Genomic DNA, 13,403 nt, shown 5'->3' on the forward strand with positions numbered 1-13,403 from the left:
TTGCACTCCAGGCTGACATGAACGCCCTTGCCAGCCCCACGCCCGCCGCCATTGAAGCCGTCGCGCTGACCAAACGGTATGCGCCGCAGGACCGGCCGGCGGTGGACGGCATCAACCTGCGCATCGCCAGCGGCAGCTACTGCTGCCTGCTGGGGCCGTCGGGCTGCGGCAAGAGCACGACGCTGCGCATGATGGCGGGCCATGAGTCCGTCACCAGCGGGGACATCCTGCTGGACAACCGCAACATCACCAACCTGCCAGCCGCCGGCCGCGGCACGGCCATGATGTTCCAGAGCTTCGCGCTGTTCCCGCACCTCTCGGCACTCGACAACGTGGCCTTCAGCCTCAAGATGAAAGGCGTGGACAAGGCGGCGCGGCGCCAACAGGCCGGAGCCCTGCTTGAGCGCGTGGCCATGGGCCACCTGGCCGAACGCAAGCCGGCCGAACTGTCGGGCGGGCAGCAGCAGCGCGTGGCGCTGGCGCGCGCGCTGATCACGCAGCCGCGCGTGCTGCTGCTGGACGAGCCGCTGTCGGCGCTGGACCCGTTTTTGCGCATCCAGATGCGTGCCGAGCTGCGGCGTTGGCAGAAGGAGCTGGGCCTGACCTTCATCCACGTCACGCATTCGCAGGAAGAAGCGATGGCGCTGGCCGACACCATGGTGGTGATGAACCACGGGCTGATCGAGCAGGTCGGCTCGCCCCACGAAATCTACAACCGCCCCGCGAGCGAATTCGTCGCGCGCTTCATGGGCGGGCACAACGTGCTGGACACGCCGGCCGGCCGCATAGGCGTGCGCACCGACCACATGCAGATCACCCCGGCCGGCCAGGCGGCGCCCGACGCGGCGCACAACCGGCGCGCCGTGGTCACCGACGTCGAGTACCAGGGCACCTACGTGCTGCTGGGCCTGCAAAACCCCGGCGTGTCGCTGAGCGCCAGCAGCACGGCCGAGCTGTCGGTGATGGTGCCGGAAGCGGCATTCGCGGCCCGGCCTTATGCGCCCGGCGACAGCGTGCAGCTGTCGTGGGCACCCGAAGCGGCGCACACGCTGGCGGCCTGATCAATGACTGCGATCCGCCTTCATTTCTTGCTCCCTCGCCCTCTGGGAGAGGGCTGGGGTGAGGGTTTGCAGCCTGGGCACACGGCAAGCTTATTTACAGGCCGCCGGCCCTCACCCTACCCTCTCCCAAAGGGAGAGGGGCAATACCAAAAATCACTTTCCCTCAACCGCTTCACCAGGAGTTTTCACCATGTCCGACGCTCTTCCTGATCAACAAGCTCCCCAAGACATCGCCGCCGACACCCCGGCTGGCGGCGTAGCCCGCCGTTCCCTGCTCAAGGGCACGGCCGGCATCCTGGCCACGGGCATGTTCCCGGCCGTGCATGCGCAGGAAAAAATCGTGCTGCGCTACCTGGGCACCGCGGTGAACCAGGACAAGGCGATTGCCGAAAAATTCAAGGCCGACACCGGCATCACCATCCAGTACGTGGCCGTCACCACCGACGACGTGACCAAACGCGCGGTGACCGCGCCCAACAGCTTTGACCTGATAGACACCGAGTACTTCTCGCTCAAGAAGATCGTGCCCACCGGCAACCTCAAGGGCATAGACACGAAGAAGATCAAGAACGCCGACAAGATCACCACGCTGTTCACCACCGGCACCGTGGCCGGCAAGGCCGTGGGCGACCAGGGCACGGCGCCCAAGAAGGTGATTTACCTCGAAGGCGAAAAGAGCAAGGTCTTCGCCAAGAGCCCGACGCAGTTCATGTCGCTGATCCCCACGGTCTACAACGCCGACACGCTGGGCATACGCCCCGACCTGATCAAGCGCCCCATCAGTTCCTGGGCCGAGCTGCTGAACCCCGAGTTCAAGGGCAAGGCCGCGATCCTGAACATCCCGTCCATCGGCATCATGGACGCGGCCATGGTGGTGGAGGCCAAGGGCATCTACAAATACCCGGACAAGGGCAACATGACCAAGAAGGAGATCGACCTGACGATCGCCACGCTGATCGAGGCCAAGAAGGCCGGCCAGTTCCGCGCGCTGTGGAAGGACTTCAACGAGTCGGTCAACCTGATGGCGTCGGGCGAGGTGGTGATCCAGTCGATGTGGAGCCCCGCCGTGACGGCCGTGCGCACCAAGGGCATCGCCTGCAACTTCCAGCCGCTGAAAGAGGGCTACCGCGCCTGGGCCGCCGGCTTCGGCCTGCCCGCCACGCTCTCGGGCAAGAAGCTGGACGGCGCTTATGAATTCATCAACTGGTTCCTCGACGGCTGGGCCGGCGCCTACCTGAACCGCCAGGGCTATTACAGCGCCGTGCTGGAAACCGCCAAGGCCAAGATGGAAGCCTATGAGTGGGCCTACTGGATGGAAGGCAAACCGGCGTCGCAAGACATCAAGAGCCCCACCGGCGACGTGCTGGCCAAGGCCGGCGCGGTGCGCGACGGCGGCAGCTACGAGGCGCGCATGGGCGGGATTGCCTGCTGGAATGCTGTGATGGATGAGAACAACTACATGGTTCAAAAATGGAATGAATTCGTCGCGGCTTGACCGCATTGCCTTCTTACTCCCTCTCCCCCTGGGAGAGGGCGGGGGTGAGGGCAGCTGCGAGCGCCGCCGGCCCTCACCCTAACCCTCTCCCAGGGGGAGAGGGAACAAGAACCAGACCATGAGCACACCTACCGCCTCTTTGCCTTCCCCCGCGCGCGCACCGGGCCGCAGCCTTGCCGCCTGGTGGCAGGCCATGCCGCTGACGGCGGTGTTTGTGCTGTTCTTCCTGGTCCCGCTGGCGCTGGTGCTGGCGGTGAGCTTCTGGGACTTCAATGAATACGAGTTGCTGCCGGGCTTCACGCTGAAAAACTACTTGGCCATCTTCGACGGCTGCGGCAACACCGCCGAGCTGTGCGTGACCTTCAAGACCTATTTGTCGACCTTCAAGTTCAGCTTTCTGGTGTGGCTGATCACGCTGGTGACGGGTTTCACGGTGTCCTACTTCCTGGCCTTTCACGTGCGCTCGCAAGGGGTGCAGACGCTGCTCTTCGTGCTGTGCACCATCCCGTTCTGGACGTCCAACGTGATCCGCATGATCTCGTGGGTACCGCTGCTGGGCCGCAACGGCCTGGTCAACCAGAGCCTCACGGGCCTGGGCGTGGTGAACCAGCCGGTGGAGTGGCTGCTGTTCTCGGATTTTTCGGTGGTGCTGGCCTTTGTGCATCTCTACACGATGTTCATGATCGTGCCCATCTTCAACTCGATGATGCGCATAGACCGCAGCCTGATCGAGGCAGCCAACGACAGCGGCGCCTCGGCCTGGCAGACGCTGTGGAACGTCATCGTGCCGCTGTCGCGCACGGGCATCATCATCGGCTCCATCTTCGTCATCACCATCGTGATGGGCGATTTCGTGACCATAGGCGTGATGGGCGGCCAGCAGATCGCCTCCATCGGCAAGGTGATCCAGGTGCAGACCTCCTATCTGCAGTTCCCGCTGGCGGCGGCCAATGCGGTGATCCTGCTGGCGCTGGTGCTGATGATCATCTGGGCCTTGACCCGGCTGGTCGACATCCGGAAAGAATTGTGATGAACGACAAACGCAGCGCCGGTTTCTGGTTCCTCGCCGCATTTTTTGCGCTTTTTGTACTGTTCCTGTACGGCCCGATGTTCGTCATCGTGCTGCTGAGCTTCCAGGGCCCGGAAGGCGGGCTGACCTTTCCCCTGCGCGGTGTCTCGCTGCACTGGTTCCACAAGCTGGCCGAGGGGCTGGGCGTGGTCGATATCGGCGCGGCGCTGAAACGCTCGCTGGGCCTGGGCCTGGCGGTGACGGCGTTCACGGTGGTGCTGTCGGTGCTGGCCGGCCTGGCCTTCCGCAAAAAGCTCGCGGGCGGCAACACCCTGTTTTTTGTGGTGGTGGCCAGCCTGATCATGCCGTCCATCATCGTGTCACTGGGCATAGGCCTGGAGTTCCGGCTGCTGGACAACGGCATCAAGAAGGCGCTGGAGCTGTTCGGCATGTCCGGCGCGCTGGAAGACTATGGCACGGCGCTGGGCCTGTTCACCTCGGCGCTGGGCGCGCACCTGACCTGGACGCTGCCCTTCGGCCTGCTCATCATGTTCGCCGTGTTCAACCGCTTCAACCCGGCTTACGAAGAAGCCGCGCGCGACCTGGGCGCCACGCCGTGGCAGGGCTTTCGCCACGTGGTGCTGCCGCTGATCGCGCCCTCGGTAGTGGGCATAGGCATGTTCGGCTTTACCCTGAGCTGGGATGAAATCGCCCGCACCTCGCAGGCCATCGGCGACGTCAACACCCTGCCGCTGGAACTGCAGGGCCTGACGACCACCGTCACCACGCCGTCCATCTATGCACTGGGCACCGTCACCACCGTGGTGTCGCTGGGGGTGATGACCCTGGCCATGGGCCTGGCCTGGTGGCTGGGCAGGCGGCAGAAAAAAGGACATCGATGAGCCCCACGAAGACGGCAGCCCCCGCAACGCCCCTGACCGACAGCGAGATGTATGAGCGCGTGGTCTCGGCCATCCTCGACCACCGCCTGCCGCCGGGTACCCGGCTGGGGGAAGACAAGCTGGCCGGCGCCTTCGGCGTGTCGCGCACGCGGATCCGACCGGTGCTGGTGCGCCTGGCCAATGAGCAGGTGGTCACCCTGATCCCGAATCGCGGCGCCACCGTGGCCCAGCCGACCGAACAGGAAGCGCGCGAGGTCTTCGAGGTGCGCCGGCTGATAGAACCCACGCTGGTGGAGCTGTTCATCGCCAGGGCCAACGAGGCCGACATGCGGCAGCTCAAGCGCTGCATCGACGACGAGGAAGCCGCGCGGCTGGCCGGCGACATGCACCGCGCGATCCGGCTGTCGGGCGACTTCCACCTGCAGATCGCCGAGTGCGCCGGCCACCAGACGCTGGGCCGCATCCTGCGCGAACTGACCTCGCGCACCTCGCTGATCCTGATGACCTACAGCACGGGCCACAAGGACAGCCGCAACGAGGCCGCCGCCTGCGGCTGCCGCGAACACCGCGTGCTGCTGGACGCCATCCGCCTGCGCGACGCGCGCGAAGCCGCGCACCGCATGCGTGAGCACCTGACGCGCCTGGAGTCGCAGCTGCAGTTCACGCCGCCGGCGGGCGAGGCGCCGGATCTGGCCAGCCTCTTTTCAGGCACGGTCTAGGACTTACTCCCACATGCGCAGACTGCTGGTTATTAATCCGAACACTTCGACCTCGGTCAGCGCACTGCTGCAAACCCATGTGCAGGCGGCCGCCGGGCTGCACGTGCAGGTCAGCACGGTGACCGCGCGTTTCGGCGCGCCCTATATTTCGGACGAAGCCAGTTACGCGGTGGCCGCGCATGCCACGCTGGACACCTGGGCGGCGGCCCTGGCCGGCGCCCAGGAAGCGCCCGACGCGGTGCTGATAGGCTGCTTTGGCGACCCCGGGCTGCTGGCGCTGCGCGAAAGCAGCCCGGTGCCGGTCACCGGCCTGGCCGAGGCGGCTTTCATCGAGGCGGCGCGCCATGGCCGCTTTGCCATCGTCACCGGGGGCGAGCGCTGGGGGCCCATGCTGCAGCGGCTGGCCCAGGCGCTGGGCCATGCGCCTTCACTGGCCGGCATCCACACCGTCGCGCCGACCGGCGCGCAACTCGCCGCCGACCCGGCCGCCGCGCGCACCCTGCTGGCCCAGGCCTGCCGCGATGCGGTGCGGCAGCTGGGCGCGCAGGCGGTGATCCTGGGTGGCGCGGGCCTGGCCGGCATGGCCGCTTCCCTGCAGCCCGGGGTCGGCGTGCCGCTCATCGACAGCGTGCTGGCCGGCGCCCAGTGGGCCCTGCGCAGCCATGCGCCGCCGCCGCAGCGCGGCACGCCGGGCTTCGACGTGCCCTGGGAAAACCTCTCCCCGGAACTGAGCGCCTTGGGCCTGTAACCGAGCGGGCGGACAAGCCGCTTCCCGGGGATATGTGAGCGCGCACTGCAGCTGGCAGTCATAAAGCCTAAAATGGCTCAGTGATTCCCAAAAACATCCTGAATGCCGACCTGCATTGCCACTCTGTGGTGTCGGACGGCACGCTGACACCCGAGGCGCTCGCCGAACGGGCCAAGGCCAACGGGGTGGAACTCTGGGCCCTGACCGACCACGACGAAATCGGCGGCCAGCAACGCGCCGCGGCGGCCGCCAAGGCCCAGGGCATGCATTACCTGACGGGCACCGAAGTCTCCGTCACCTTCGCCGGGCAGACCGTGCACATCGTGGGCCTGGGCTTTGACGCAGGGAACCCGGACATTGTGCAAGGCCTGCGCAACACGCGCGGCGGGCGCGAGCAGCGCGCCATGGAAATGTCGGACTCGCTGGCCAAGGCCGGCATCAAGGGCGCCTACGAAGGCGCGCTGAAGTTCGTCGGCAACCCCGAACTGATCTCGCGCACCCACTTCGCGCGCTTCCTGGTCGAGACCGGCGTGTGCCGTGAAACCAACGAAGTCTTCCGCAAATACCTGACCGAAGGCAAACCCGGCTACGTGCCGCACCGCTGGGCCACGCTGCGTGACGCCGTGACCTGGATCACCCAGGCCCAGGGCGTCGCGGTGATTGCCCACCCGGGCCGTTACAAGTTCACCCCGAACGAGGAATACGCCTTGTTCACCGAGTTCAAGTCCCACGGCGGGCGCGGGGTGGAGGTGGTCACGGGCAGCCACACGCCCCAGGAATATGTCAAATACGCCGAAACGGCGAAAGAATTCGGCCTGGCCGCCTCGCGCGGCAGCGACTTCCACAGCCCCGACGAAAGCCATACCGATCTGGGCACCTTGCCCTTCCTGCCGGGCGAACTGACACCGGTGTGGGAACTGCTGGCGGACCGCATCCAGTGATGGCCGGTTCCGCAAAAAACACCTCCCACGCCCCGACCGGCATTGCGCTCCTGATAGGTGCGGTCGGCTGTTTCGCGGTGCTGGACACCACCACCAAGGTCATTTCGCACAGCGTGCCGCTGCTGATGGCGCTGTGGTTCCGTTATGCCTTCCAGGCGGTGGCGACCACCCTGGCGGTGCTGCCGTCGCGCGGCCTTTCGGTGCTGCGCACAGCGCACCCAAAATACCAGTTGCTGCGCGGCCTGCTGCTGCTGTTCACCAGCCTTTTTGCGTTCTACAGCCTGAGGCACATGCCGGTGGGTGAGTTCACCGCCATCGTGATGATCACGCCGCTGGTCATCACCCTGCTGGCTTCCCTGACGCTGGGCGAGCGCGTGTCCTGGCTGCGCTGGGCGCTGGTGGTGGGCGGCTTCGCGGGCACCATCATCATCATCCGGCCCGACGGCGACGACTTCAACTGGGCCATGCTGTTGCCGATAGGCCTGGTGATCTGCAATGCCTGGTTCCAGATCCTGACCAGCCGGCTGGCGCGCACCGAAGACCCTTTCACCATGCATTTCTACACCGGCTGGGTGGGCACGCTGGCCGCCTCGCTGGCCCTGCCTTTTGTCTGGACGACGCTGGATTCCTGGACGCTGTGGGCCAGCCTGGCGCTGATGGGCCTGATGGGCACGGTCGGCCATTTCATGATGATCCTGGCCTACGGCCGCGCGCCGGTGTCCACGCTCACGCCTTTTCTTTATGCGCAGATCGGCTTTGCCATGCTGGGCGGCTGGATCGCGTTTTCGCACGTGCCGGACCGCTGGTCGATGCTCGGCATGGGAATGATCGCCGTCTGCGGCGCGGTGGGCGCCTGGCTGGCGGTGCGCCAAAGCCGCGTGCCGATAGAGCCCGTCGAGTCTTGAATCCACCGCTTTGAAAACCATCTGAAGCTATGGCCCAGTTTTTTGAAGTCCACCCCGACAACCCGCATACCCGGCTGCTCAAGCAGGCGGTGGCATTGCTGGAGCGCGGCGGCGTCGCGGCCGTGCCGACCGATTCAAGCTACGCCCTGGTGTGCCACCTCGACGACAAGGCCGCGGCCGACAGCCTGCGCCGCATACGTGGCGTGGACGACAAACACCACCTGACCCTGCTGTGCCGCGACCTGAGCGAGCTGGCCAATTACGCGCGCGTCGACAACAAGCAGTTCCGCCTGCTGAAAGCTGCCACGCCGGGGCCCTACACCTTCATCCTCGAGGCCAGCAAGGAAGTGCCGCGCCGCGTGAGCCACCCTTCGCGCAAGACCATAGGCCTGCGCGTGCCCGAACACAAGGTGCTGCAGGCGCTGCTCGAACTGCACGGCACGCCGCTGCTGGCCACCACCCTGATCCCACGCGGCGGCACCGAGCCGCTCAACGACGCGCACGAGATACGCGAATTGCTCGAGCATGAACTGGCCGCCGTGATAGACGCCGGCGCCTGCCACCAGGAAGCCACCACGGTGATAGACCTGACGCCCATGGGTGAAGGCGGCGAGCCCGTCGTGGTGCGCCAGGGACGAGGCGAACTTTCGGCGCTGGGCCTTTAGCGAGCGGACTCCCCTTCAAGCAGGGGCCGCGGAACCGGCTTTGCCGGGCCGCAGGCGCAGCGCCCCCTCGGGGGGCAGAGAGCTACGCGCAGCGAGCGAACGTGGGGGCATACCGTCCAATGAGACAATCCCGAGATGGATATCGCCAATCTGATTCAAACCGTCGCCATCTATGCGCTGCCGGTGCTGTTCGCCATCACGGTGCATGAGGCCGCGCACGGCTATGTGGCCCGCTACCTCGGCGACAACACGGCCTGGATGATGGGCCGCGTAACGCTCAACCCCATCAAGCACATAGACCCCGTGGGCACCATCCTGATGCCGCTGCTGCTGTACTTCGCGACCTCGGGCACTTTCCTGTTCGGTTATGCCAAGCCGGTGCCGGTGCAGTTCGGCAACCTGCGCAAGCCCAAGCGCGACATGATCTGGGTGGCGCTGGCCGGCCCCGCCGCCAACTTCATCCAGGTGATCATATGGGCCATGCTGTACGCACTGCTCGTCGGGGCCGGCATCTCGGAGCCTTTCTTCCTCGTGATGTGCCAGGCCGGCGTGCTCGTCAACCTCGTGATGTGGGCCTTCAACCTGTTTCCGTTTCCGCCGCTTGACGGCGGGCGCATCCTGATGGGCCTGTTGCCGTGGAAGCAGGCGCAGTTTCTCGCGCGCCTCGAGCCCTGGGGCTTTTTCGTCGTCATGGGGCTCGTCCTCCTCGGCGTCGTCAGCGCCTACTGGCTCTGGCCACTGGTCGTGCTCGGCTACGGCCTGCTGGACCTGCTCAATCTCACCATCTCCCTGCCACCAAGACTGCTATGAGCTCACCGTCCCCCACCCGCTTCCTGACCGGTATCACCACTACCGGCACGCCCCACCTGGGCAATTTTGTCGGTTCCATCCGGCCCTCGGTGCAGGCCAGCTTCCGTGCCGACGTGCGCAGCTTTTATTTCCTGGCCGACTACCACGCGCTGATCAAGTGCGACGAGCCGGCGCGCATCCAGCAGTCCACACTCGAGATCGCGGCGAGCTGGCTGGCCGCCGGCCTGGACCCGGAACGCGTGACCTTCTACCGCCAGTCCGACATCCCCGAGATCCCAGAGCTGACCTGGCTGCTGACCTGCGTCACCGGCAAGGGCGTGCTGAACCGCGCCCATGCCTACAAGGCCTCGGTCGACAAGAACGAGGCCGCCGGCAACGACCCGGACGCCGACGTCACCGCCGGGCTTTTCATGTACCCGGTGCTGATGGGCGCGGACATCCTGCTGTTCAAGACGCACAAGGTGCCGGTGGGGCGCGACCAGATCCAGCACATCGAAATGGCGCGCGACATGGCCCAGCGCTACAACCACCTCTACGGCGAGCACCTGGTGCTGCCCGAGGCGGTGATCGAGGAATCGGTCGCCCTGCTGCCCGGCCTGGACGGGCGCAAGATGAGCAAGAGCTACGACAACACGATTCCGCTGTTCATACCGCGCGAGCAGATGCGCAAGCTGATCGCCGGCATCGTCACCGATTCGCGCGCGCCCGGCGAGCCCAAGGACGTCGAGGGTTCGGCGCTGTTCCAGATCTACCAGGCCTTCGCCAGTGCCGAGGAGACTGAAGCGTTACGCAAGGCTTACGCCGCAGGCATCGCCTGGGGCGACGCCAAGCAGCTGCTGTTCGAACGCATAGACCGCGAAGTCGCGCCCATGCGCGAGCGCTACCACGCCCTGATGGCCGACCCCGGCAAGATCGAAGCCATCCTGCAGGCCGGTGCGCAAAAGGCCCGCGCCGAGGCCACACCCTTCATGGGCGAGCTGCGCCGCGCCGTGGGCCTGCGCAACCTCGGCACCCGCCCGGCCGCGCCGGCCGGGGCCAAGGCGGCAAAAACAGCGAAGAGCGCCGCGCCTGCCTTCAAGCAGTACCGCGAAAAAGACGGCCTGTTTTATTTCAAGCTGCAGGATGCCGAGGCCCGGGTGCTGCTGCAAAGCCGTGGCTTTGAGTCGCCGCGGGATGCCGCGCAGATGATTGCCGCATTGCAGCAAGACGGCCAGGCGGCCCTGGCGGGGCTGCTGGAGCAGGGCCTGGTCCAGGCCTTGCCGGGCGCCAGTGACGCGGATGTGACAGCGGCCCTGCGGTTTTTTGCGGAGGCGGCGGCCTCCTAGGAAACGCGTCACGGCCTGGTTCTTGTTGTTTTTTTGGATCAGCGTTCTGAAAAAATACCGCAATTGCCCGTTTATTTATGCCCCAAAGTTGACACACAGCAGTTATGCTCGATGGCTAATAGGACCAATACTTTAGACCTGATTAATGAGTATTTTCGTAATAGATGACCACCCGCTCATGCGCGAAGCGGTTGTTATGTTGATCCGCCGCCTGAGCAGCAAGGCCACCGTGACCGAGCTGGACCGGCTCGCCGCCGTTATGCCCGCCGTGCAGGAACAGGGCATTCCCGAACTGATCTGCCTGGACTTGCGCCTGCCCGACACCAACGGTGTTTCCGGCGTGCGTGAGCTCAAGCAGCAATTCCCCGGCGTGCCCCTGGTGGTTCTGTCGGCCGCGCCGGCCCAGGACTATGAGGACCTCTCCATCGAGGCGGGCGCAGACGCCTACATCCAGAAGTCGGCAGGGGCCACCGAAATCTCCAACGTGCTGCGCGTCTTCCTCAGCGAAGACCTGGACCCGGAACCCTCCACTCCGACCGAAAAGCTCTCCAAGCGGCAAAAGCAGCTGCTGGTGATGCTCGACAAGGGCATGAGCAACCGCGACATCGCCGAAGAACTGCAGATCAGTGAGCACACAGTGAAGGTTCATTTGTGGCGGCTCTTCCGGCGGCTCAACGTCAAGAGCCGGTCGCAGGCTAGCCACCTGGCTCGCACACAGGGCTTGCTCTAACAGACTCATGGCCGCCTGGCCGGCCGGCTAACTTCGCTTGGTCCTGCTGGCCGGGGGTTGCCCGGCAGCAAGTAACTTTCTTTTGCTTCGCCAAAAGAAAGTCACCAAAGAAAAGGCGACCCGCAGTCTGGGTCCCTACGCTTCGCTTCGGGCAACCTGCGGTGCTCGAGCCAAGCGGGGTCCGGCTAAACTCGCTTCGCTCAGACAACGCCGGCCCTGATCCGCTTGTCTCTCCGCTCCTCGGCCCAGCCAGGACGGGGCAATCGGGATCGGAAGCGGGAACAGAAGACAGAAATACAAAGAACAAACCAATACAAACAAGGACTCGCCACGGCGAGTCCTTGTTTCTTCTGTCTTCGGTATTGGTATTCCTTCCCCACCCCTTGTGGATGCGCCGAGGAGCGCAGGGCCAGACGGATCAGGGATCGCGTTGTCTGAGCGAAGCGCAGCGTAGCGAGTTTAGCGAGACCCCGTCTGGACCGAGCACCGCAGGTTGCCCGTAGCGCAGCGAAGGGACGCAGCAACCAGGGTCGCCTTTTCTTTTGCTTACTTTTGGTGTTTGCGTAACTTCGCTTCGCGAAGTGAGCAAACCCCGCGCGCGTAGCGCGCCTTTTGGCGAACAAAAGAAAACCCGCTTTGCGGGTTTCGATAAAAGTAAGTAGCTGCCGGGCTACCCCCGGCCAGCAACCCTCAGCAGAGGGCGCGCAGGCCCTACCCCTTCAACTCAACCCAAAAAACACTCCCCCTCCCAGCCCGGGAAGCCAACCCAACAGGATGGCCCAGCGCCTCGCTGAGCCGCGAAACAATAGCCAACCCCAACCCAAAGCCCTCCTCCGTCCCCTGCAAGGGAATGCGATAGAACTCCTGGAAGATCGCCTGCTGGTGTTCGGCGGCGATGCCCACGCCGGTGTCCCAGATCTCGATGCGCGGCACGCCGCCGCGACGGCGCACCGCCATCAGCACACCGCCGCGGTGCGTGTTGCGCAGCGCGTTGGACAGCAGGTTGCCGACCAGGCGCTGCAGCAGCACCGGGTCCGACTTCACCTTGCCCGGCGCCGCGCGTATCCTGAGGCGCAGACCGCGCTCGCGGGCGAAAGGCGCGTACTGCGCCTCCAGGTCCTGCAGCAGGCCCGCCAGGTCCACCTCCTGCAGGTTGACCCTGAGCGGGTCGGTTTCCAGCCCGGCCAGGTCGAACAGGGAATTGAACAGATCCGTCACGGCCTTGGTCGAGCGCACGATCTTGGGCGTGATCTGCTCGACGAATTCGGGCTCGGCGGCCAGCCAGCCGGCGTACAGGTCCAACGCGTGCACGGGCTGGCGCAGGTCGTGGGCGGCGCTGGCGATGAAGCGGTTCTTGATTTCCACCGCTTCCAGGGCCGCCCGGCTCTGCTCGGTCAGCGACCTGATCAGGGAGGAGTTGTCGTACTGCAGTTCGAGGTTGACGCGCTGCACCTCGTGAAAGCGCTGGCCCGAGATGCGGATCACGGCCCAGTAGATCAGCACCAGCGCCAGCATGCCGTAGGTGTTGAAGGTGGAGGGCAGCCCGCGCTCCATCAGCAGTTCGTAAAGCAGCGCGGCCACGACAGCGATGCCCAGGCCGTTCACATAACTCCTGAAACAGGGCAGCCAGGACGAAAACGTGCCCACCGCGAAACCGGCCATGCCCACCAGCACCACCATGCAGAGGAACTGGTCGTACACCGGCGCCTTGAGGAAATAGACGAACATGGACGCGCCCCAGACCAGGGCGCTGGCCGACCAGGTCCAGCCGTAGCGCGCCATGAAGGCACGCAGGCGCGGGCCGCTGACGCCCGCCAGGCTGCGGTGGTAGATGCCGATGACGCCGTAGCGCACCGCGGTCACGGCCACCGTCGCCGCCGCCCAGAGGCCCAGGGCCAGCGTGTCCACGTGGCCGTAAAGAACGGCCACCATGACCACGACCAGCACCAGCGCCGAATGCAGCGCCGGCCGCGCATAGCGCATGAGGGTGTGGATCAGCCGCATCTCCACCCACTCCTCGCGCGAGAGGTCGGCGACGCTCTGGGCCGGCCGTGTCGTTGAGGAGGGAGAGTCCATGGACCAAGTTTAGGGCC

General features: G+C 65.4%; 13 protein-coding genes. 12 read left to right on the forward strand and 1 reads right to left on the reverse strand.

Annotation, left to right across the window (positions count from 1 at the left end; all coding sequences use genetic code 11):
- Positions 1-17 precede the first annotated feature (17 nt).
- From ACSQ27_RS20440 to ACSQ27_RS20495, 12 genes are all read left to right on the forward strand, one after another.
- Positions 18-1,061, forward strand: coding sequence for an ABC transporter ATP-binding protein (locus ACSQ27_RS20440; protein WP_436157328.1), 1,044 nt, complete (start codon positions 18-20; stop codon positions 1,059-1,061).
- A gap of 190 nt (positions 1,062-1,251) precedes the next feature.
- Entirely contained in the window at positions 1,252-2,556 is a 1,305-nt protein-coding gene (locus ACSQ27_RS20445) for an ABC transporter substrate-binding protein (RefSeq protein WP_436157329.1), read from the forward strand.
- A 118-nt stretch (positions 2,557-2,674) separates the two neighbouring features.
- The gene (locus ACSQ27_RS20450; protein WP_436157330.1) at positions 2,675-3,586 is read left to right on the forward strand and encodes an ABC transporter permease; all 912 of its coding nucleotides are present in this window, start codon (positions 2,675-2,677) and stop codon (positions 3,584-3,586) included.
- The gene (locus ACSQ27_RS20455; protein WP_436157331.1) at positions 3,586-4,467 is read left to right on the forward strand and encodes an ABC transporter permease; all 882 of its coding nucleotides are present in this window, start codon (positions 3,586-3,588) and stop codon (positions 4,465-4,467) included. Before ACSQ27_RS20450 ends, ACSQ27_RS20455 begins: the two co-directional genes overlap by 1 nt.
- The gene (locus ACSQ27_RS20460; RefSeq protein WP_436157332.1) at positions 4,464-5,186 is read left to right on the forward strand and encodes a GntR family transcriptional regulator; all 723 of its coding nucleotides are present in this window, start codon (positions 4,464-4,466) and stop codon (positions 5,184-5,186) included. The genes ACSQ27_RS20455 and ACSQ27_RS20460 overlap by 4 nt, the downstream gene beginning before the upstream one ends.
- Positions 5,187-5,199: 13 nt before the next feature.
- A complete protein-coding gene (locus tag ACSQ27_RS20465) occupies positions 5,200-5,934 on the forward strand; it encodes an aspartate/glutamate racemase family protein (RefSeq protein ID WP_436157333.1) in 735 nt (244 codons plus the stop codon).
- 80 nt (positions 5,935-6,014) lie between these two features.
- Positions 6,015-6,875 (forward strand): 3',5'-nucleoside bisphosphate phosphatase, encoded by an 861-nt coding sequence (locus tag ACSQ27_RS20470; protein ID WP_436157334.1) that lies wholly within the window; start codon positions 6,015-6,017, stop codon positions 6,873-6,875.
- On the forward strand, positions 6,875-7,780 hold the full coding sequence (locus tag ACSQ27_RS20475) for a DMT family transporter (RefSeq protein WP_436157335.1): 906 nt from the start codon (positions 6,875-6,877) through the stop codon (positions 7,778-7,780). Before ACSQ27_RS20470 ends, ACSQ27_RS20475 begins: the two co-directional genes overlap by 1 nt.
- 29 nt (positions 7,781-7,809) lie before the next feature.
- Positions 7,810-8,445: an L-threonylcarbamoyladenylate synthase gene (locus ACSQ27_RS20480; RefSeq protein ID WP_436157336.1), complete on the forward strand. Its 636-nt coding sequence runs from the start codon at positions 7,810-7,812 to the stop codon at positions 8,443-8,445.
- Positions 8,446-8,580: 135 nt separating this feature from the next.
- The gene (locus ACSQ27_RS20485; protein ID WP_436157337.1) at positions 8,581-9,255 is read left to right on the forward strand and encodes a site-2 protease family protein; all 675 of its coding nucleotides are present in this window, start codon (positions 8,581-8,583) and stop codon (positions 9,253-9,255) included.
- On the forward strand, positions 9,252-10,580 hold the full coding sequence (locus tag ACSQ27_RS20490; RefSeq protein WP_436157338.1) for a tryptophan--tRNA ligase: 1,329 nt from the start codon (positions 9,252-9,254) through the stop codon (positions 10,578-10,580). Before ACSQ27_RS20485 ends, ACSQ27_RS20490 begins: the two co-directional genes overlap by 4 nt.
- Before the next feature lie 145 nt (positions 10,581-10,725).
- Positions 10,726-11,310, forward strand: coding sequence for a LuxR C-terminal-related transcriptional regulator (locus ACSQ27_RS20495; protein WP_436157339.1), 585 nt, complete (start codon positions 10,726-10,728; stop codon positions 11,308-11,310).
- A gap of 711 nt (positions 11,311-12,021) precedes the next feature.
- Here the strand turns inward: ACSQ27_RS20495 and ACSQ27_RS20500 are convergent.
- A complete protein-coding gene (locus ACSQ27_RS20500; RefSeq protein WP_436157340.1) occupies positions 12,022-13,386 on the reverse strand; it encodes a sensor histidine kinase in 1,365 nt (454 codons plus the stop codon).
- Between the last annotated feature and the right edge of the window lie 17 nt (positions 13,387-13,403).

Source organism: Polaromonas sp. LjRoot131 (genome assembly GCF_964252805.1).
In the GTDB taxonomy this organism is placed as follows: domain Bacteria; phylum Pseudomonadota; class Gammaproteobacteria; order Burkholderiales; family Burkholderiaceae_C; genus Polaromonas.

What these genes read in the sequence shown, in the direction of transcription:
- ACSQ27_RS20440 (WP_436157328.1), top strand. Translation starts at nt 18, where the DNA reads ATGAACGCCCTTGCCAGCCCCACGCCCGCCGCCATTGAAGCCGTCGCG.
- ACSQ27_RS20465 (WP_436157333.1), top strand. Translation starts at nt 5,200, where the DNA reads ATGCGCAGACTGCTGGTTATTAATCCGAACACTTCGACCTCGGTCAGC.
- ACSQ27_RS20475 (WP_436157335.1), top strand. Translation starts at nt 6,875, where the DNA reads ATGGCCGGTTCCGCAAAAAACACCTCCCACGCCCCGACCGGCATTGCG.
- ACSQ27_RS20450 (WP_436157330.1), top strand. Translation starts at nt 2,675, where the DNA reads ATGAGCACACCTACCGCCTCTTTGCCTTCCCCCGCGCGCGCACCGGGC.
- ACSQ27_RS20480 (WP_436157336.1), top strand. Translation starts at nt 7,810, where the DNA reads ATGGCCCAGTTTTTTGAAGTCCACCCCGACAACCCGCATACCCGGCTG.
- ACSQ27_RS20500 (WP_436157340.1), bottom strand. Translation starts at nt 13,386, where the DNA reads ATGGACTCTCCCTCCTCAACGACACGGCCGGCCCAGAGCGTCGCCGAC.
- ACSQ27_RS20490 (WP_436157338.1), top strand. Translation starts at nt 9,252, where the DNA reads ATGAGCTCACCGTCCCCCACCCGCTTCCTGACCGGTATCACCACTACC.
- ACSQ27_RS20495 (WP_436157339.1), top strand. Translation starts at nt 10,726, where the DNA reads ATGAGTATTTTCGTAATAGATGACCACCCGCTCATGCGCGAAGCGGTT.
- ACSQ27_RS20455 (WP_436157331.1), top strand. Translation starts at nt 3,586, where the DNA reads ATGAACGACAAACGCAGCGCCGGTTTCTGGTTCCTCGCCGCATTTTTT.
- ACSQ27_RS20460 (WP_436157332.1), top strand. Translation starts at nt 4,464, where the DNA reads ATGAGCCCCACGAAGACGGCAGCCCCCGCAACGCCCCTGACCGACAGC.
- ACSQ27_RS20445 (WP_436157329.1), top strand. Translation starts at nt 1,252, where the DNA reads ATGTCCGACGCTCTTCCTGATCAACAAGCTCCCCAAGACATCGCCGCC.
- ACSQ27_RS20485 (WP_436157337.1), top strand. Translation starts at nt 8,581, where the DNA reads ATGGATATCGCCAATCTGATTCAAACCGTCGCCATCTATGCGCTGCCG.